Origin of the sequence: Halovalidus salilacus (assembly GCF_031852275.1) — an archaeon.
In the GTDB taxonomy this organism is placed as follows: Archaea; Halobacteriota; Halobacteria; order Halobacteriales; family Natrialbaceae; genus Halovalidus; species Halovalidus salilacus.
The window spans coordinates 1,659,626-1,677,288 of record NZ_CP134700.1 but is presented as its reverse complement, the minus strand read 5'-3'; the positions used below and the strand labels follow the sequence as shown (position 1 = coordinate 1,677,288).

The window sequence follows — 17,663 nt, the reverse complement described above, 5'->3', positions numbered from 1 at the left end:
CTCCGCCCGCCTCAGCGCTCGAGACCGATTCGATCGGCGACCTCGAGGCCGGTTCGTACGGCGGCGTGAATCCGGCCCTCACCGGCGACCCAGTCGCCGAGGCAGTAGAGGCCGTCCGCTTCCGCCCGCCGGATTGGATCTTTCGCGACGCCGCCCTCGGGCAGGGCGTGGCGCCACAGCCGGTGAGCCGACCAGTCCGGTTCGCGCAATCGTTCGTCGCCCAGGAGCCCCGCGGTGAGCGCCGCGAGTTCGTCGAGGGACTCATCCGGATCGGTTTCGGCGTGCGCGACGGACCACTCGTGGTTGGCCTGGACGATCAGCAGCGTCTCCCCGTCGGGAACGTGGCCGGGTTTGCATCCCTCGCGAGCGATCCACCCGATCTCGTGGGCCTTGTCCGCGTTGACCAGCGCGTAGTACGGCCGCTCGAGTTCGAACGGGTAGTGGAGGGCGCCGCTGAAGATGGTGCGGAACGGCACCGCCTCGAGGGCGTCGGCGAGTTCTCCGCGAACGTCTGCACCCCACTCGGCCGATCGGACCAACCGAGCGGTCTCGGGCGCCGGCGGACTCAGGAGGACGGCGTCGAACGGGCCCCGTTCGATCCCGTCGGCGTCCTCGAGCAGCCACGCGTCGTCGATCCGACGAATCGTTTCGACCGGGGTCTCGAAGCGGACCGTCGCGTCGGCCCGCTCGAGGAGGCGCGTCGCGATCTCGCTCACCCCGTTCCGGTACGTCCACTTGTGCTCGTCCGCGTCCCGACCCTCCGAGATCCTGCCGTCTCGGTCGAACGTCCAGATCGGATCGGAGACGTCGACCAACCCGTCGGTCGAGAGCGTCTCCGTCAGTAACTCGGCCACCCGATCGTCGTCGGACTTCGCGTAGTTCGCCCCGTAGTCGAAGACGGTTCCGTTTCGTCGTCGCGTCGCCGTCCTCCCGCCGACGCGGTTCGACTCCTCGAGGACGGTTATCGCGACGTCGTCCGGGGCCCCCTCGAGGGTGAACGCGGCGGCGGCCCCGGCGACGCCGGCGCCGACGATTCCCACGTGCGTCATACTCGTTCGTCCGTCTCGGCCACCAAAGAACCACCCCTCGTCTTGACCTCCGACGACCTCCCGTCGTCTCAGCCACCGACGAACCGGCCGCCGTTTCGGTCGACGGAGGTCCGCCACCGATTTCGAGGGCTCCGACCGCCCATCTCGACGATCGAACCGCTTTTGCGACGCCGGCGGGTAGGTCACCCCGATGGACGTACTGATCGTCGGCGCGGGATCCATGGGGAGGTGGTTCGGTCGCGCCGTGTCCGAGGGGGCCGACGGAACCGGACGCGGTGCGAGCGACTCGAGCGGGGCCACGATCGCCTACGCCGACGTCGATCCCGACGCCGCGATGTCGGCGGCCGAGGAGACCGGGGGGAACGTCGCGCCCCTCGAGGGAGTCGACGACGCCTACGACGTCGTCTGCCTCGCGGTGCCGATGACGCACGTGGCGGACGCGATCGAGGCCCACGCCGACCGGGCGGAGCGGGCCGTCGTCGACGTGTCGGGGATCATGGGCGCGCCACTCGAGGCGATGGCCGACCACGCCCCCGACCGCGAGCGGGTGAGTCTCCACCCGCTGTTCGCCCCCGAGCGGGCCCCCGGTTCGATCGCCGTCGTCCGGGACGAACCGGGACCCGTCACCGACGAGTTGCTCTCGAGGCTCCGCGAACGCGGCAACGACGTCCTCGAGACGACCGCCGACGAGCACGATCGGGCGATGGAGACGGTGCAGGCGGCGACCCACGCGGCGGTCCTCTCGTTCGCCATCGCCGCCGACGCCGTCCCGGACGGGTTCGAGACGCCGATCTACGACGGTCTCCGCGAACTCACACGAACGGTCACGGAGGGGACGCCTCGCGTGTACGCGGACATCCAATCTACGTTCGAGGGGGCCGACGCCGTCGCCGACGCCGCCGCAGCGGTCGCCGAGGCGCGCACCGATCGCGAGGAACTCGAGGCGCTCTACCGGGACGCGGCGAGCCGCTGGCACGAATCCGAGTCGGCCGTCGACGACGAACGAACGAAGAGCGACGAGTCGGCCGTCGACGACGAACGAACGAAGAGCGACGAGTCGACCGAGAACGACCGAGAGACGAGCGACGAATCGACCGGGGGCGACCGGGCCACGGTCGAGGAGCCGACCGAGGCCGTCGATTCCGAAGAGAACGGGGGAGGTACGCCGTGACCGATCAGCGCGAGGCCGTCCGTTCGAACGCGAAGTACCTCCGGAACGTCAGGCCGATCGACCCGGAGGAGATCTGCGAGTACGTCGAGGGGACTCCCCACCCCGCGGTCGTCCGCCAGATCCTCCGCGAGGAGGCGCCCGATCTGGGACTGCTCGAGCGCGACGACGGCACCTTCGTCCCCGTCGAGGACGACCCGGTGTCGCCGCTTTCGGGCCCCGTTCGGGCCCTCCCCTCCCGCTACGAACGCCGACTCGAGGACCTGCTGGTCGATCGCTACGGACCCGACTGGCACCGGGGCGCTTCGGGCGATCTCTTGCGATCGACGATCAGGCGGTTCAAGTCCAGCTACCTCGAGCGCGCGCCCGTCGAGTACGACGAGGACGTCGCGGCGGGCTACGCGATCTACCACCTGCCGGCGTACTACGCCGCCGTCCAGTACGCGCTCGACGACCTTGCCGAACGGGAGTTGCTCGGGCGCCACCTCCGCGTTCTCGACGTCGGCGCGGGCGTCGGCGGGCCTGCGCTCGGCCTCGTCGACTACCTCCCGGCGGACTCCTTGGTCGAGTACCACGCGATCGAACCGAGCGCCGCGGCCGACGTGCTCGAGGCGCTGCTCGCGGAGACCGGCCCGAACGTCCACGCGACGGTCCACCGGACGACGGCCGAGGCGTTCGACGTCGACGAGACCGACGCCGACGACGGCGGCGAGGGCTTCGACCTCGTCCTCGTCTGCAACGTCCTGAGCGAACTCGACGACCCCGAGGCGGTGCTCCGCCGCTACCTCGAGGTCCTCGCCCCAGACGGCGCGCTGCTGGCGATGGCGCCCGCCGACAAGCACACCAGCACCCAGCTTCGCGACCTCGAGCGCGCGGTCGAGGACGAGCGCCTGGAGTGGACGGTGAGCGCGGACGTCGGAGATGGAGCGAACGGCGCCGGCGAGGATCGGGTCGCGGTCTACGCCCCCGCGGTCCGCCTCTGGCCCGGAGAACGGCCCGCCGACCGCGGCTGGACGTTCGACGTCCGCCCCGATCTGACGGTGCCGTCGTTCCAGCGGAAACTCGAGGAGGCGGCCTCCCACGACGCGGAAACCGACGGCGGCGACGGCGGTGAGTCCGAGGCCGACGGGCGGACGCCGGGCGAGTTCGTCAACGTCGACGTCCAGTTCTCGTACTCGATCCTGCGCCGCGACGGCCGGCGGCGGATCGACATCGACCTCGACGCGAGTCGGTGGGCGAAGATGGCCGAGATGGAACGCCACGTTCCGAATCGGATCGACCTCGTCGCGGCGAAGTTGAGCAGGTCGCTGAGTTCCGACGGGGGATCGAACGGTGCGAACGGTGGCCGGGCCCGAGGCGGACGCGGAGGGGGAGACGGAGGCGGGCGCGGGACTAACCGCCCGAACCCGCTGTTCAAGATCAGCGACGGGAGCGAGTCGATCGACCACTACGCCGTCCTCACCAACGAGACGGCACTCAACCGACCGCTCCTCGAGGCCGACTACGGCGACGTCCTCGCGTTCGAGCAGGTGCTCGCCCTCTGGAACGACGACGAGGGGGCGTACAACCTCGTCGTCGACGAGGAGACGATCGTCGACCCCGTAGCCTGACGGGCTAGCTCGGCCGCACGCGGGACCGGACCGGCGGTCCGTTCGATCTCGGAACCGACCGATGGGACCGCGAAAAACGGTGGGCTTTTCGCGCGGGCTTCCGAGGATGGCGATATGAGCGACCACCTGGAGATCCTGCTCACGAACGACGACGGGATCGACGCCCCCGGGATTCGCGCGCTGTACGACGCGCTCTCGGCCGTCGGAAACGTCACCGTCGTCGCCCCGGCGGACGACCAGAGCGCGGTCGGGCGGTCCATGTCCCACGAGGTGGAGGTGTGGGAGCACGAACTCGGCTACGCGGTCGAGGGGACGCCCGCCGACTGCGTGGTCGCCGGCCTCGCCGAACTCGGGCCGTTTCCGGACATCGTCGTCTCGGGCTGTAACAAGGGGGCGAACCTCGGCGAGTACGCCCTCGGGCGATCCGGAACGATCAGCGCGGCCGTCGAGGCGGCGTTCTTCGACGTCCCCGCCATCGCCACCTCGCTGTACGTCCCCGTCGACGAGTTCGATTCGCCGTTCGACGAGATCGAGACGACGGACGACGAGTACGAGGAAGCCCGTCGAGTCACGCGATTTCTCGCCGAACGCGCCCTCGACGCCGGCGTCTTCGAGCACGCGGCCTACCTCAACGTTAACGCCCCGCTTCCGGGCGACGACCCCGCGCCGATCGAGATCACGAGTCCGTCGAAGCGCTACGAGATGGACGCCGTCAGAACGGGCGCCACCGTCCGACTCCACGACCGCGTCTGGGAGGAGATGGATCCGGAGACGATTCCGGACCCCCGCGGGACCGACCGCTTGGCCGTCGTCAACGGCCGCGTGAGCGTGTCGCCGCTCACCGCGCCGCACACGACGAACCGCCACGAGATTCTCGACGACTTAGCCGAGACGTACCTCGAATCACTCGAGGCGTCCGGCGCGTGAGCCTCGACGACCGGTTCGCGACCCATCTCGCCGGATTTCGGGAGCGATCGAATGGCGACGCTGCGGCGCGGTTTATACGACTTTCGGGTCGGCGAATAACCGGCTTGCACGTCGCAAGGCGGTCGCTATTCGATTCGCTCGCCGTCACCGTATGCAACTCGACGCGGAGCGTGAATACAAACATGAGCCTAATCAAACATAAGAGCAAGGTAGGTGCGCGTTCAACGCCCAATAGACACTATCGATGGTGATCCACACATGGTATTCGATACACTCCGGACTCGTATCTCGTCTCTCTGGCGCGGGAATTCGGCGGACGATTCGGGCGACGACGAGGAATCTGACCCGACGGACTCGGCCGACGAGCAGCCGGCCGACGACTCGGCGGACGAAACGCTGAGTTACGCCGAACAGATCGAGTACGGGGTCGACGAGCGAGACCTCCCGGACGAGGACAAAATCCTCCGACTCCTCGTCAAGCAAGGCGGGCGCGTGGACGAGACGACGGCGCTCGAGGAAACGGGCTGGTCGAGCGAGCGCCTCGAGGAGGTCGTCTCGGCCATGGAGGAGGACGATCAGGTCAGCGCGATCACGGTGGGACGAAAGCGCGTCATCTGCCGCCGGGGCTTCGAACCCAAGGGGTACCGCTCGCACATCGAATAACGCGGTCGCGATACCGGGGCGGGTCGCAATGACGGTCGAACTCGTGGTGTTTTTTCTCGACGGCGAATCCGCGACGAGGGTCGTCCTCGCCGACCGGTCAGCGACGGCGATAGATCCGCAGTTCCTTCGCGACCGGGTCGAACCGGTCTTTCAGTTCGTACGGAATCGACTCGGTCTTCCCCAGGACGAGGTAGCCGCCGGATCGGATCGACTCGTCCAGTTTTCGTAACACGGGAAGTTTGAACTGCGCGTCGACGTAAATGAAGAAGTTCCGGCAGAAGACCAGGTCGTACTCGTCGTCCGCGTCGTCGCTGATGAGGTCGTGTCTGTCGAAGTGAACCATCTCCCGGACGGTTGGACGGACGCGAAAGACGTCGTCGTCGCGCTCGACGTACCTCGAGTAATCGTCGAGGAACGAGAGTTCCGACTCGACGTTCGACGTGTTCCGCTGGTAGTAGACGCCCGCTCGGGCCCGCTCGAGGGCTTCCTCGTCGATGTCGCTGCCCCGGATGGAGAGCGTTCGCGTCGAGATGTCGTCCGCATCGCTCGCGAGCATCGCCAGGGAGTAGGGTTCTCGTCCGTCCGAGCAGGGAACGGACCACGCCGACACGCCGAACGATCGCTCGGCCTGCAGCGTCCGCAGGACGTCACCGATGCGGTCCCATACCTCGGTGTTGCGGAAGAACGAGGTCACGTTGACGCTGAGCGTGTCGAGGAGTTCGGCGCGCTCCTCGCCGTCGTCGCCCTCGAGGAGGGCGAGGTACTCGCCGTACGCTTCGGGATCGATACCGTTGCGCCGGAGGCGGGAGTCGACGCGGCGCTTCAGGTACTTCTTCGAGTACTGGCTCGTCGCGAAGCCGTACCGGCGCTCGACGAACGAGAGCACGGCCTGAAAGTCGTCGTCAGCGTCCATCGCTCGAGCGAACCGACGAGTTGACGAACGGGTGGGAAGCCGTCACGACGGCGTGACGTCGCCGCACGAGTCGGTTCCGACTCCGTCGATCGTGCGGAGTCTGTCGTCCGGTTCCGCTACCGTCGCCGATACTCTCACTGCGTTTACAACTCCGATCGGAGTAATCGCGTCGTAACGTCGAGTGCGGACGGGTGATCGGATCGGTTAGGGAGACCGTGGCTGTGCGGGATCTCACGGAGGGAGTCCGACGATCCGTCGAGGCTCGACCGCTCGAGCGGGGAAGACGCGACGAAGACGGCCTACGCGTCCGTCGGTCGGAGTTCGGCCCGACGGTCCGCGACGATTCGACGGATTGAACGGTGCACATTAGCCCGATCAAGCAGGTTCGACGGCAAAAATCATGCGGCCGCCCGAGTCCGAGGGCGGTTTCGAATGAAAACGTACCTGACAGAACGCGTCGTCGTGTCTGGCCCATTCATCGTTCTGGGCGACCAGTTCGCTGCCATCGCCGGATCTCACGCGCGTATCGAGCCTCGCGTCCGGGGATTTCGATCGGATCGGCCATCCCAAGGCCAACGAGTCCGACAGCGGAGCGTCCCGTTACGTTTTACCCCGCCCGGGCCGAATCGTGGCGCAATGACCGCACAAACCGTCCAGCGGGGGGACCTCGTCACGGTCATCGGGCTCGAGGTCCACGTCCAGCTGGAGACCGACACCAAGATCTTCTGCGGCTGTTCGACCGAGCCGGCCGACGGACCGAACGAACACGTCTGTCCCGTCTGTCTCGGTCTCCCCGGATCGCTACCCGTGCTCAACGAGGCGGCCGTCGAAGCGGCCGTCAAGGTCGGAAAGGCGATCGACGCCGACATCCCCGAGGAGACGCGCTTTCACCGCAAGAACTACTACTACCCCGACCTGCCGAAGAACTTCCAGATCACCCAGTACGACGAGCCGATCTGTCGGGACGGCGAACTCGAGATCGCCGTCGAGGGCGAGCGCCGCACGGTGACGATCGAGCGCGCGCACCTGGAGGAGGATCCGGGGAGCCTCCAGCACGTCGGCGGGAGCATCGACACCGCCGACTACACCCGCGTCGACTACAACCGCGCCGGCACGCCGCTGATGGAGATCGTCACGGCCCCCGACTTCCGCCGCCCCGCGGAGGTGCGGGCGTTCCTCGCCGAACTCGAGGAGGTGCTCGAGTACCTCGGCGTCTTCGACGCCTCACGCGACGGCAGCCTGCGCGTCGACGCCAACCTCTCGATCATCGAAACCGAGAACGTCGCGGAGGACGGGACCATCGGCGTGGACTCCCTCGAGGCGGCCAACCGGACGGAGGTCAAGAACATCTCGAGCCACAAGGGCGCCGAGAAGGCGCTGGCCTACGAGGAGACGCGGCAGAAGAACGCTATCCGACGGGGACGCGTCGTCGAACAGGAGACGCGCCACTGGGACGAGTCCCGCGGGATCACGGTTTCGATGCGCTCGAAGGAGGCCGAAAAGGACTACCGCTACTTCCGCGAGGCGGACCTGCCGCCGTTGCGGGTCTCCCACTGGAAGGAAGAGATCGCCATTCCGGAGCTACCGACCGCCCGGCGCGAGCGGTTCCGGGAGGAGTACGGCCTGAGCGGGGAGGCCGCTTCGAAGCTCACCTCGACGAAGCAGGTCGCCGACTTCTACGAGGACGTCGCGAGCGAGTTCGACCCCGACCTCGCGGCGACGTGGGTCGCCGACGAACTGCTCGGCGAACTCAACTACCGCGACATGGCGATCACGGACCTCGAGGGGCGGTTCGACGAGGTTCGACGCCTGGTCGAACTCGTCGCCGAGGACGAGATCACGGCGAAGAACGCCAAAGAGGTCGTCCTCCGGACGATGCTCGACGAGGGAGCCGACCCCGACACGATCGTCGAGGCCGAGGGGCTCGGAAAGACCGACGAGGACGAGGTCCAGCGAGCGGTCGAGGAGGCCATCGACGAGAACCCGGAGGCCGTCGAGGACTACGAGGCCGGCGAGGACGGCGCGATCAACTTCCTCGTCGGGCAGGTGATGCAAAAGACCGGCGGCAGCGCGGACCCCGGCGACGTGAACCAGCTGCTGCGCGCAGAACTCGAGGGCTAAGCCGCCCCGGTTCGCTCGTTCGACCGCGACCAGCGATTTCTTCCCCTTCCCCCGTTCGCCACCCGCCGGGCTTCCGGTACCAGTTCGATTATTACGCGGGACCGCGCGTATTGCTGGCATGGACCGAATCACGCTGGGGAACCAGGAGTTCGAGGGACACAACAACGCGTACGTGCTGGCCGACGGCGACGACCTGGCGCTGGTCGACACGGGAATCGCCACGCCGGACGTGGAGGCGGACCTGCGGGACGGGCTCCTCGAGCGCGGCTACGACTTCGCGGACGTCGACGCGGTCGTCCTGACGCACTTCCACGCCGATCACGCGGGCCTCGCGGGCGAGATCCAGCGCGAGGGCGGCGCGACGGTGTACGTCCACGAGGCCGACGCGCCGCTCGTGGCGAACGACCCCGACGCTATCGCCGACCTCCACGACCGTCGGCGGGAGTACCTCGAGCGGTGGGGCGTCCCGGCCGACAAGCGCGAGGAACTCGAGGCGGTGTTCGAGGGCGTGAGCGTCGATCCGGAACCGGTGGACGTGACGCCCATCGAGGACGGAGACGTCCTCGAGGTCGGCCGGCGAACGCTCACGGCGCTCCACGCGCCGGGGCACGCCGCCGGCCTCTGTTGCTACGAACTCGAGGGCGGCGAGGAGGCGTTCGTCGGCGACGCGATCCTCCCGGTCTACACGCCGAACGTCGGCGGTGCAGACGTCCGCGTCGACCGTCCGCTCGCCCAGTACGTCGAGACGCTGCGACGGATCGCGGACCGGGATTACGAGCGCGCCTGGCCCGGTCACCGCGACCCCATCGAGGAACCGACCGATCGGGCGCTGACGATCCTCGAGCACCACCGCGAGCGGACCGGGCGCGTGATCGACGTCCTCGCGGAACACGGCCCCGCGGACGCCTGGACCGTGAGCGCGCACCTCTTCGGAGGACTCGAGGGCATCCACATCGTCCACGGTCCGGGCGAGGCGTTCGCTCACCTCGATCACCTCGCCCACGAGGGCGCCGTGGAACTCGAAGGTCGGGAGTATCGGCTCGTCGAACCATCGCTCGAGGTCGATCGGCTCTTCGACTGAGGACCGTACTCGTCGCCACCTCGCTCACCGGGCCGTATCGCGCCCGCCCACGTCGCGACCTCGAGTCAGCCCTCGAAGTCGGCGACGGCCTCGCGGAAATCGTCCGGAATGGGCGTCACGTCGCCCGTTTCGACGTCGACGGCGACGTGGGTGACCGTGCCCTCGGCCAGGGTTCGGTCGTCGGTTCGCCGCCGCGCACGGTGCTCGAATGTGACGCTCGAGGTACCGAACGCTGCGACGCGGATCTCGTTGACGACGACGTCTTCGAACCGAGCTCCCGCGCGGTAATCCAGTTCTGCGTTGACGACGTGGATCTGCCAGCCGCGCTCGACCATGCGGTCGTAGTGGTAGTCGATCGCCCGGAGGAACGCCGAAACGGCCTCGTCCTGGTACGTGAAGTACTCGCCGTAGAAGACGACGCCCTGCATGTCGGTCTCGGCGAAGCGGACCCGGTTCTCGTACACCGGCCGGAAGTCGGCGCTGCCCTCGCGATCGGTAGGCTCGTCGGTCATACAGGAACGGCCCCTCGAGCGGGAATAATCGTACCGGAGGCGGCAACGGTCGGCGGCGGGGACCAGTCGCGGTCGCCCCCACCACCGCGCGAGGCCCGTTCAGTCGCGTTCGACCCGCGGCAGTTCCGCCGAGAGGTACTCGACGAACTTCTCGGGGTGCTCGGCGTGGGGAAGCTGTGTCGCGTAGTCGATGACGACCAGTTCCAGATCCGCCGCGTCGGCCAGGTCCCGGCCCTCTCGAAGCGGAACGAGGTTCGCGTCCCGGCCCCAGACGAGGGTGACCGGCGTCTCGAGAGCGGCGAGTTCGGTCCGGAGGTCGAAGTCGGGACCGGGGTCGAGCGTCCCCGAAATGAACGACGCCGGGGCGTAGCGGGCGCCGGGCTGGTGAGCGCTGCGCCAGGCGTACTCGACGTGGTCATCGTCGAGTCGGTCGGCGTCGTAGTACCCGTCGCGGTCGAAGAAGTAACGGATCGAGGGTTTGCTCGCCAGGACGTTGAACAGGGAGGTTCCCACGACCGGCGTGCGGAGCAGCGTTCGGATTCGCGGGCGCGGTTGGCTCATCGTCTCGTCGGTCGGGCAGACGAGCACGAGTCGCGCGACGTCGGAGTCGTCCGCGTTCGCGACGGCGTCGACGGCGAACGCCCCGGTCAGCGAGGAGGCGACGACGATCGGTTCGGTGGTGACGACGCGCGTGAAGTCGCGGATGAAATCCGCGTAGAGGCCCGGCGAGTAGACCAGCGGCGGCCGGTCGGAGCGACCGAATCCCGGGAGGTCGACCGCGTACACGCGGAACTCCTCCGAGAGCAACTCGACGACGGGCTCGAACTCGTGGCTGCCGGCGGCGGCGTGAACGCCGTGAAGGAGGACCATCTCCGGCGCGTTCGGGTCGCCGGCGACTGTGTAACGGACGTCGATCCCGCGCCACCGGTAGGAGCGTTCGATCCCGGGGAGCGGGTTCTCGAGGTCGCCGGCTCGCGATCGCAACGCGCGGTTGCCGACGACGGCCGCGCCGACCGTTCCGACTGCCGCGCCGAGCGCCGTTCGGAGCTTCATGGCTCGTCGTTCGACCCGGACCGTCTTAGAACTGCGGCCGGATGCTCACACCCTCGAGAACCGCTCGCCGCTAGTGCGACTGCGACTCGACTTCGACGTCGGCGTCCAGCTCCGCGAGGCAGTCCTCGACCGGCGCGAGGACCGCGTCGGCGATCGAGTAGGGGTCGGTCTCGCCGGTCCTGACCGCGTCGGCGAGCGCGTCGATCCCGCCGGCGCGCTCGAGTTCCGCCTCGAGCACGGCGTGGACGTCCTCGCGCAGGAGCGTCCGAATCTCCTCCGCGAATCGGCGGCGGTTGCGGTCGGCGAGTTTGCCGGACGCCTCGAGGAAGGCCCGGTGGTTCTCGAGTTCGGCCATGAACTCCTCGAGCCCGTCGCCCTCGGTGGCGACCGTCTCGACGATGGGGGTCGTCCACCCGTCCTCGTCCTCGGCGTCCGCGTCGTCCGACTGCGAGTCGCCCTCGGCGTCGGTTTCGGCGTCAGCGGCGAACGCCTCGTCGGCGCCGTGGTGTCCCGCGCGGCCGCCGAAGCCCGACCCCTGGTCGAGTTCGACCATCTCGAGCAGCTCCTGAACGGTGCGGTCGGCGCCGGGGCGGTCGGCCTTGTTGACGACGAACACGTCGGCGATCTCGAGGATCCCGGCTTTCAGCGTCTGGACGGAGTCGCCGGAACCTGGCGGGACGAGGACGGCGACGGTGTCGGCGGTGCGAACGATGTCGATCTCGTTCTGGCCGGCGCCGACGGTCTCGATGATGATCCTGTCCTTGCCGAAGGCGTCCATGGCGGTCACGGCGTCGGTCGTCGCCGTCGAGAGGCCGCCGAGAGTGCCCCGGGCGCTCATCGAGCGGACGAAGACGTCCATGTCGCCGACGGTCGAGGCCATGCGGATGCGATCGCCGAGCACCGCGCCGCCCGTGAACGGCGAGGACGGATCGATGGCGATCACGCCGACGGTCTCGCCCCGGTCGCGGTAGGCCTCGGCGAGTTTATCCACGAGCGTCGACTTGCCGGCGCCGGGACTCCCCGTGATCCCGATCACCTCCGCGTTCCCGGTGTGCGGGTAGAGTTCGGAGACGAGGTCGCGGTAGCCCGGCGCGCGGTCCTCGATCTTCGAGATGACGCGCGCCAGCGCGCGGTGTTTGCCCTCCAGGAGCTCCTCGAGGAGGCGTTCGTCGTCTGCGTCCATGGTCATCGCTCCGTGGCGTTCTCGCGGACGAATTCGATCGTTTCCTCGATCGAGGTGCCGGGTCCGAAGATGGCAGCGACGCCCTGCTCTTTCAGCTTCGGGCGGTCCTCCTCCGGAATGACGCCGCCGACGAGCACGAGGGTGTCATCCTTCGCGCCGTACTCCTCGAGGCCGTCCATGATCTTCGGGACGAGCGCGTTGTGGGCTCCCGAGAGGATGGAGATGCCCAGCACGTCGACGTCCTCCTGGACCGTCGCCTGGACGATCTCCTCGGGCGCCTTGTGCAGCCCGGAGTAGATGACCTCGAAGCCGGCGTCGCGGAACGCCCGCGCGATCACGTGCGCGCCGCGGTCGTGACCGTCGAGCCCCACTTTGGCGACGAGACACCGGATCGACTCCCGCTCCTGCCCGTGCTCCTGCTCGCTGCTCATAGCCCACCCTTCCAGAGCCGGCTGTTTGACTTTATCGGAAATTGATGACGGACCCGCCGGTCGACGTCCGCGCCGGACCCGCTTCGACCGATCGGAGCCGCTCCCCGTCGCTCGCTCGTCGAACCAGAAATCGTCGCGATCGGGGGCCCGACGACGGTCTCGCGAAACCGGGGCGAACCAAAGGCTAAAGAGCGAATCGGACCTACAACCTGTCAATGACTACCGTTCATCTGCTGCGGAGGGATCTCTCGTGGGCGTCGAAATAAAAGAGACCAGGGTGCCCGACGCCGAGTTCGAGGAGATGAAGCGCTTCGTCTTCGAGTACCTCTCGGCGAGCGTGGAGAAGGAAGACGAGGGCGGTCGCATGCGCTGGTACCCGTGGCACTCCGCGGAGTACCGACACAACCACATCCTCAACGTGGTCGACCTGGCCGAGAAGATCGCGCGCAAGGAGGGCGCGGACGTCGACGTCACCCGCGTCGCGGCCCTGTTCCACGACGTCGCGAAGCTCGAGGCGGACCAGGAACTGCACGCCGAAGCGGGCGCCCGCGTGGCGCGCGAGTACCTCGAGTCCCGCGGAGAGTACCCCGAATCGTTCGTCGACCAGGTGTGTCGCGCCGTCGAGTACCACTCCTACCAGGGCGACCTGCGCGACCTCTCGCTCGAGACGCAGTGTCTGATCGAGGCCGACCTGCTCGACAAGGTCGGCGCGAACGGCACCGCGCTGATGCTGTTGCGCATGGGGTACGAGGCGCGCACCCACATGGAGTCCGACGAGATGGTCGAGCGCGTCCTCGAGCGCGGCTTCGACGCCGCGAGCCGCGTCCGGAGCGACACCGCCGAGAGCATCGCCCACCAGCGGCTCAAGCGCGTTCGCTGGTTCCGCGAGTGGCTCGAGGACGAGATCGCCGGGATGGGGTCCGAGCGTTGATCGGTCCCCGCCGAACTGTCACGCCCTCGTGTTCGTCCGAACCCGGGCCGTCGAGCGACGGAGACCCAACGCTCAAGGCTCGAGCCGTACAACCCTGACAGATGTACCGTCGGACGCTCCTCGGAGCCGGCGTCGCCGTCGGCCTCGCGGCCGTGGCCCCGGGGTGTGCCGACGTGTTCGACGACGATGATGGTGACATCACCGACCCGGTCGACGTCGAGATCGTCCGGCACGACCTCGTGCGCGACGAACGGGGCACGGACGAGGAGCGGGTCGTCGTCTGGGGGGTCGTCAAGAACCTCGGCGAGCGACCGCTGAGCTACGTCGAGATCCGGGCGACCTTCTACGACGACGAGGGCGAGGAACTCGACAGCGTCCTCGAGTACGTCGAGGAGGAGATCCCCCCGGGCGACGAGCAGGCGTTCTCGATCGAGTATCCCCACTTCGGCGAGGACGCCGCAGCGGTGGCCGACTACGAACTCGAGCCGGCAACCGGTGTCTGACACGACCGACGACGCGTCGAACGAATACCCGTAGCGCGCATGATCGATCGACGAACCCTCCACGCGATCGCCGCCCCTCCGCCGACCCGACGGGTCGCCCCGATCGACACTGACGATGAGAGGACGGACGAATTCGCAAACGACGCGGGCGCTTCGCTACCGACCTCGAGGAGGACGCCGCACGGTTCACACCGCGTGGGGGGACGCGAATGACCGGCGGAGACGCCGTGTCCGATCCGGACCACGAACCCGACGGCGGCGTCTCGAGGATCGGAACGGACGCGCGGCGAGATCACGACGAGGGCGTTTCGACGCTCGCGAAACAGGGGGGGCTCGCGTTCGCCGGGAACGTCGTCAGCGGCGCGCTCGGATACGCCATCGTCATGCTGATGACGCGGTTCGTCAGCCCGTCGATTTACGGGCTGTTCGTGTTGGCCACGTCGATCATCCTCTTCACGCAGGTGGCGGCGAACCTCGGGTTTCCGCTCGCGATCGATTACTTCGTCCCGCGGTACCTCAACGAGGGCGAGCACGGGAAGGCGAAAGGGGTGATCGTCAAGGTGATGGTCACCGTGTTCGTCACTTCGTCGCTCGTGGCGCTCGCGCTCGCGGCGAGCGCCGGGTTCGTCGGGGAGTTCTTCCGGGAGCCGTCGATGCGGATCGCCCTCCTGTTGCTCGCGGTGACGATCCCGATGCGGGGGCTCTACAAGTGCGTGCTCACATCCTACTACAGCGTCAAGCGCCTCCAGTACCGCGTGGTCGTCCACGACATCCTGCGCCCGACGGTTCGCTTCGTCGTGACGGCCGCGCTCCTGCTCTCCGGATTCGGGTTGCTCGGCTTGATCGGCGGCTACGTGATCGCCCTGTTCGTCGCCCTCGCGATCGGCGCGTTCGTCTTCGCCACCAGGGTACGAAAGATCGCCGCGGCTGACCTCGAGTCCGTGCCGTTCCGACGACTCGCCACGTACTCGGTGCCCCTCGCGATGACGAGCGTCGTCTTCGTACTGATGGGACAGGTCGATTACTTCGTGGTCGGCTACTACCTCGACTCCGGCGACGTCGGCATCTACCGCGTCGGCTACATGCTCGGCTCGAGTTTGCTGATCATCTTCGGTTCACTCTCGCCGGTGTTCAAGCCGCTGATCGCCGAATCGGGTGAGGACAGGGACCTCGTCGAGCGACGGTTCCGGGTCGCGGCGCGGTGGATCGCCGGACTCACCCTCCCGATCGCGATCACGCTCTCGCTCGCGGCCCCCGAGTACCTGTCGGTGTTCTACACGCCGCAGTACGCGGACGCGAGCGCGGTGGTGGCCCTGCTCTCCACGGCGTTCCTGTTCAACGTGACCTTCGGCGGGCCGGACGGAACGCTCCTGCAGGGGATGGGCTACTCCCGGGTCGTCTTCGGGAACACGCTGGTCCTGTTCGGCGCGAACCTCGGCGTGTCGATGGCCCTCGTCCCCGTACTCGGGATCGAGGGGGCCGCGGTGGGATCGGCGACGGCGCTCGTCCTCGTCGGCCTCCTCACGATCGCCGAGTGCTACTACCTCGACGGGATCCACCCCTTCACGCGCGACTTCGCCAAGGTGGTCCTCTCGGGAATACCGGCGACGATCGCCGGGGTTCCGGTCGTCCTGCTCGTCGACTCGGCGCTGGTCGTTGTGACGGTCCTGCCGCTCGTCGTCGTCGGAACGTACGCCCTCTCGCTGATCGCCACCGACGCGTTCACCGCCGAGGACGCCCGCATGGTCGCACAGTTCTCCCCCGCGTTCGAGAAGTGGCTCCCGTCGCGATTGTCGAGGTGATCGCCGGCCCCGGCCGTGCTGCGGGTCACGTCGACGGTCACCCCGGTACTCAGTCGTCGACGAACTCCGGATCCGAGTCGCTCCGTTCGGTCTCGCCCGATTCTCGAGCGGCGGATTCCCCCTCGAACGCTCCTCTTCCTTCGCCCTCGTCGATGATCCCCTCCGTCCACGTTCCTAGCCGGAACCAGGCGACGGCGACGGCGAACGCGACGACCATGCCGGCGGCGAACGACCACCAGATGCCGTCGACCCCCCAGCCGAACCCCTCGATCGTGACGCCGAAGACGGGAAGGGTCACCGACCACGAGAAGGCGAGCGCGAGGGCGAGGGGGATCCGGAAGATCCACCGGGAGAGGAAGGAGAGGGCCATCGCCTCCCGCGTGTTCCCCGCCCCCCGGAACGCTCCCTGGATCACCATCACGCCGGCGAACAGCGCCCAGAAGGGGGCCGTGATGCGCAGGAAGGTGACGCCCTCCCGGATCACGGCCGGATCGTTCACGAAGATTCGCACCGCTCGAGCGGGGAACGCGACGAGGACGGCCCCGACGGCGAAGATGAGGACCATCGTGGCCGCCGTGGCCGTTCGCGTGACGGCGGCGGCGCGTTCGGGCGCCCGCGCCCCGAGATTCTGCCCGACCCCGGTCGCGGTCGCCTGTCCGACGGCCCCCGAGACCGCCCAGGTGACCGACATCAGCCGGACGCCGATGCCGTAGGCCGCGGTCGGCGCCGCGCCGAAGCGTGCGACGAAGCCGGCCATCGCGACCGCGGCGAAGCTTCGCGCCCAGCCGTCGATCGTCGCCGGGTAGCCGACGTCGACCAGCCGCTTCTGCACGGCGAGGTCCGGGGTCAGGTCCTCGAGGCGGAGGCGGACGCCGAACCCGCCATGGAGCAGGACCGCGATTCCGGCGGCGGTGGCCAGCGCCCGCGAGAGGAAGGTGGCCACGCCCGCGCCACGCGTTCCCATGGCGGGGAACGGTCCCCAGCCGAGGATGAAGAACGGATCGAGGACGACGTTGACGCCGGCGGAGACGAGCACGAGCCACATCGCCGTCTTCGTGTCGCCCGCACCCTGGAGCGAAGCGCGGAAGGCGAAGAAGCAGAACGTGAACGGGAGCGCGAGGAAGATGAGTTCGACGTAGGCCAGCGCCTCGACGAACACCTCGCCGCGGGCGCCGATGAGAGTCAGCAACGGCCGCCTGAACGCGAGGGCGACGGCTGCGAGGACGCTCGAGACGGCGAGCGTGAGCAACACGGTCTGGGCGACGACGAGGTCGGCCGACCGATCGTCCCCGGAGCCGACGTACTGGGAGACGAGCGCGATGGTGGCGGCGGTGATCCCCATCGCGGTCGAGACGAACATCCACGAGAGGGGGAACATCAGGGAGACGGCGGCGACGGCCTCCGAACTCACGCGGCCGACCCAGAACATGTCCGCCAGGTTGTACACCGTCTGGAGCAGGTTCCCGAGGACCAGCGGCCAGGAGAGACGCAACAGCTTCGGGGGGATCGCCCCCGTCGTCATATCGACGCGCTGGCGGTCGGGCGCCGGTTCCGGATTCCCTTCTACCACGGTACGTACCCGTCCGTGAGTCGGTCGGACGCGGGAAAAGGGCTCGCCTCGCGGTTCCCGGTTGCCGACTTCGGGCCCGACTTCGATGCGCGCCCGCCTGGAGTTGGTCCGGAGGGCGTCGAGACTCTCCGGAGGGCGTCGTGACT

Annotated in this window: 16 protein-coding genes; 9 read left to right on the top strand and 7 right to left on the bottom strand. The window is 68.3% G+C overall.

The features are described 5' to 3' along the window. Nucleotides 1-11: 11 nt before the first annotated feature. Nucleotides 12-1,049 carry an NAD(P)/FAD-dependent oxidoreductase gene (locus RJT68_RS08250; protein WP_407039881.1) on the bottom strand — a complete coding sequence of 346 codons (1,038 nt, stop codon included), beginning with the start codon at nt 1,047-1,049 and terminating at the stop codon, nt 12-14. Between the two features lie 190 nt (nt 1,050-1,239). On the opposite strand from RJT68_RS08250, the gene RJT68_RS08245 reads away from it, so the two are divergent. The 4 genes from RJT68_RS08245 to RJT68_RS08230 all read left to right on the top strand — a co-directional run bounded on the left by RJT68_RS08245 (nt 1,240) and on the right by RJT68_RS08230 (nt 5,417). Beyond that, nucleotides 1,240-2,220 (top strand): prephenate dehydrogenase/arogenate dehydrogenase family protein, encoded by a 981-nt coding sequence (locus tag RJT68_RS08245; RefSeq protein ID WP_407039880.1) that lies wholly within the window; start codon nt 1,240-1,242, stop codon nt 2,218-2,220. After that, on the top strand, nt 2,217-3,827 hold the full coding sequence (locus RJT68_RS08240; RefSeq protein WP_407039879.1) for a small ribosomal subunit Rsm22 family protein: 1,611 nt from the start codon (nt 2,217-2,219) through the stop codon (nt 3,825-3,827). The genes RJT68_RS08245 and RJT68_RS08240 overlap by 4 nt, the downstream gene beginning before the upstream one ends. 114 nt (nt 3,828-3,941) lie before the next feature. After that, the gene (surE, locus tag RJT68_RS08235; protein WP_407039878.1) at nt 3,942-4,754 is read left to right on the top strand and encodes a 5'/3'-nucleotidase SurE; all 813 of its coding nucleotides are present in this window, start codon (nt 3,942-3,944) and stop codon (nt 4,752-4,754) included. 258 nt (nt 4,755-5,012) lie between these two features. Further along, nucleotides 5,013-5,417 carry a helix-turn-helix transcriptional regulator gene (locus tag RJT68_RS08230; protein WP_407039877.1) on the top strand — a complete coding sequence of 135 codons (405 nt, stop codon included), beginning with the start codon at nt 5,013-5,015 and terminating at the stop codon, nt 5,415-5,417. Between the two features lie 97 nt (nt 5,418-5,514). Here RJT68_RS08230 and RJT68_RS08225 read toward each other — a convergent pair whose 3' ends face one another. Further along, a complete protein-coding gene (locus RJT68_RS08225; RefSeq protein WP_407039876.1) occupies nt 5,515-6,330 on the bottom strand; it encodes a CheR family methyltransferase in 816 nt (271 codons plus the stop codon). A 636-nt stretch (nt 6,331-6,966) separates the two neighbouring features. On the opposite strand from RJT68_RS08225, the gene gatB reads away from it, so the two are divergent. Further along, nucleotides 6,967-8,451 carry an Asp-tRNA(Asn)/Glu-tRNA(Gln) amidotransferase subunit GatB gene (gene gatB, locus RJT68_RS08220; RefSeq protein ID WP_407039875.1) on the top strand — a complete coding sequence of 495 codons (1,485 nt, stop codon included), beginning with the start codon at nt 6,967-6,969 and terminating at the stop codon, nt 8,449-8,451. A gap of 118 nt (nt 8,452-8,569) precedes the next feature. Next, nucleotides 8,570-9,532 (top strand): MBL fold metallo-hydrolase, encoded by a 963-nt coding sequence (locus tag RJT68_RS08215; protein WP_407039874.1) that lies wholly within the window; start codon nt 8,570-8,572, stop codon nt 9,530-9,532. Between the two features lie 65 nt (nt 9,533-9,597). Here the strand turns inward: RJT68_RS08215 and RJT68_RS08210 are convergent, their stop codons facing one another. The 4 genes from RJT68_RS08210 to RJT68_RS08195 form a co-directional block, all read right to left on the bottom strand. Beyond that, nucleotides 9,598-10,044, bottom strand: a complete 447-nt coding sequence (locus tag RJT68_RS08210) for an acyl-CoA thioesterase (RefSeq protein WP_407039873.1) — start codon at nt 10,042-10,044, stop codon at nt 9,598-9,600. Nucleotides 10,045-10,143: 99 nt separating this feature from the next. Beyond that, a complete protein-coding gene (locus RJT68_RS08205) occupies nt 10,144-11,097 on the bottom strand; it encodes an alpha/beta fold hydrolase (RefSeq protein WP_407039872.1) in 954 nt (317 codons plus the stop codon). 70 nt (nt 11,098-11,167) lie between these two features. After that, nucleotides 11,168-12,280: a methylmalonyl Co-A mutase-associated GTPase MeaB gene (gene meaB / locus RJT68_RS08200; protein ID WP_407039871.1), complete on the bottom strand. Its 1,113-nt coding sequence runs from the start codon at nt 12,278-12,280 to the stop codon at nt 11,168-11,170. A gap of 2 nt (nt 12,281-12,282) precedes the next feature. Beyond that, a complete protein-coding gene (locus tag RJT68_RS08195) occupies nt 12,283-12,711 on the bottom strand; it encodes a cobalamin B12-binding domain-containing protein (protein WP_407039870.1) in 429 nt (142 codons plus the stop codon). Nucleotides 12,712-12,961: 250 nt separating this feature from the next. On the opposite strand from RJT68_RS08195, the gene RJT68_RS08190 reads away from it, so the two are divergent. The 3 genes from RJT68_RS08190 to RJT68_RS08180 all read left to right on the top strand — a co-directional run bounded on the left by RJT68_RS08190 (nt 12,962) and on the right by RJT68_RS08180 (nt 15,947). Next, the gene (locus RJT68_RS08190) at nt 12,962-13,642 is read left to right on the top strand and encodes an HD domain-containing protein (RefSeq protein ID WP_407039869.1); all 681 of its coding nucleotides are present in this window, start codon (nt 12,962-12,964) and stop codon (nt 13,640-13,642) included. Nucleotides 13,643-13,743: 101 nt separating this feature from the next. Further along, entirely contained in the window at nt 13,744-14,145 is a 402-nt protein-coding gene (locus RJT68_RS08185; protein ID WP_407039868.1) for an FxLYD domain-containing protein, read from the top strand. A gap of 209 nt (nt 14,146-14,354) precedes the next feature. Beyond that, nucleotides 14,355-15,947 carry a flippase gene (locus RJT68_RS08180; RefSeq protein ID WP_407039867.1) on the top strand — a complete coding sequence of 531 codons (1,593 nt, stop codon included), beginning with the start codon at nt 14,355-14,357 and terminating at the stop codon, nt 15,945-15,947. Between the two features lie 49 nt (nt 15,948-15,996). Here RJT68_RS08180 and RJT68_RS08175 read toward each other — a convergent pair whose 3' ends face one another. After that, the gene (locus RJT68_RS08175; protein WP_407040345.1) at nt 15,997-17,469 is read right to left on the bottom strand and encodes an MATE family efflux transporter; all 1,473 of its coding nucleotides are present in this window, start codon (nt 17,467-17,469) and stop codon (nt 15,997-15,999) included. Nucleotides 17,470-17,663: the final 194 nt, after the last annotated feature.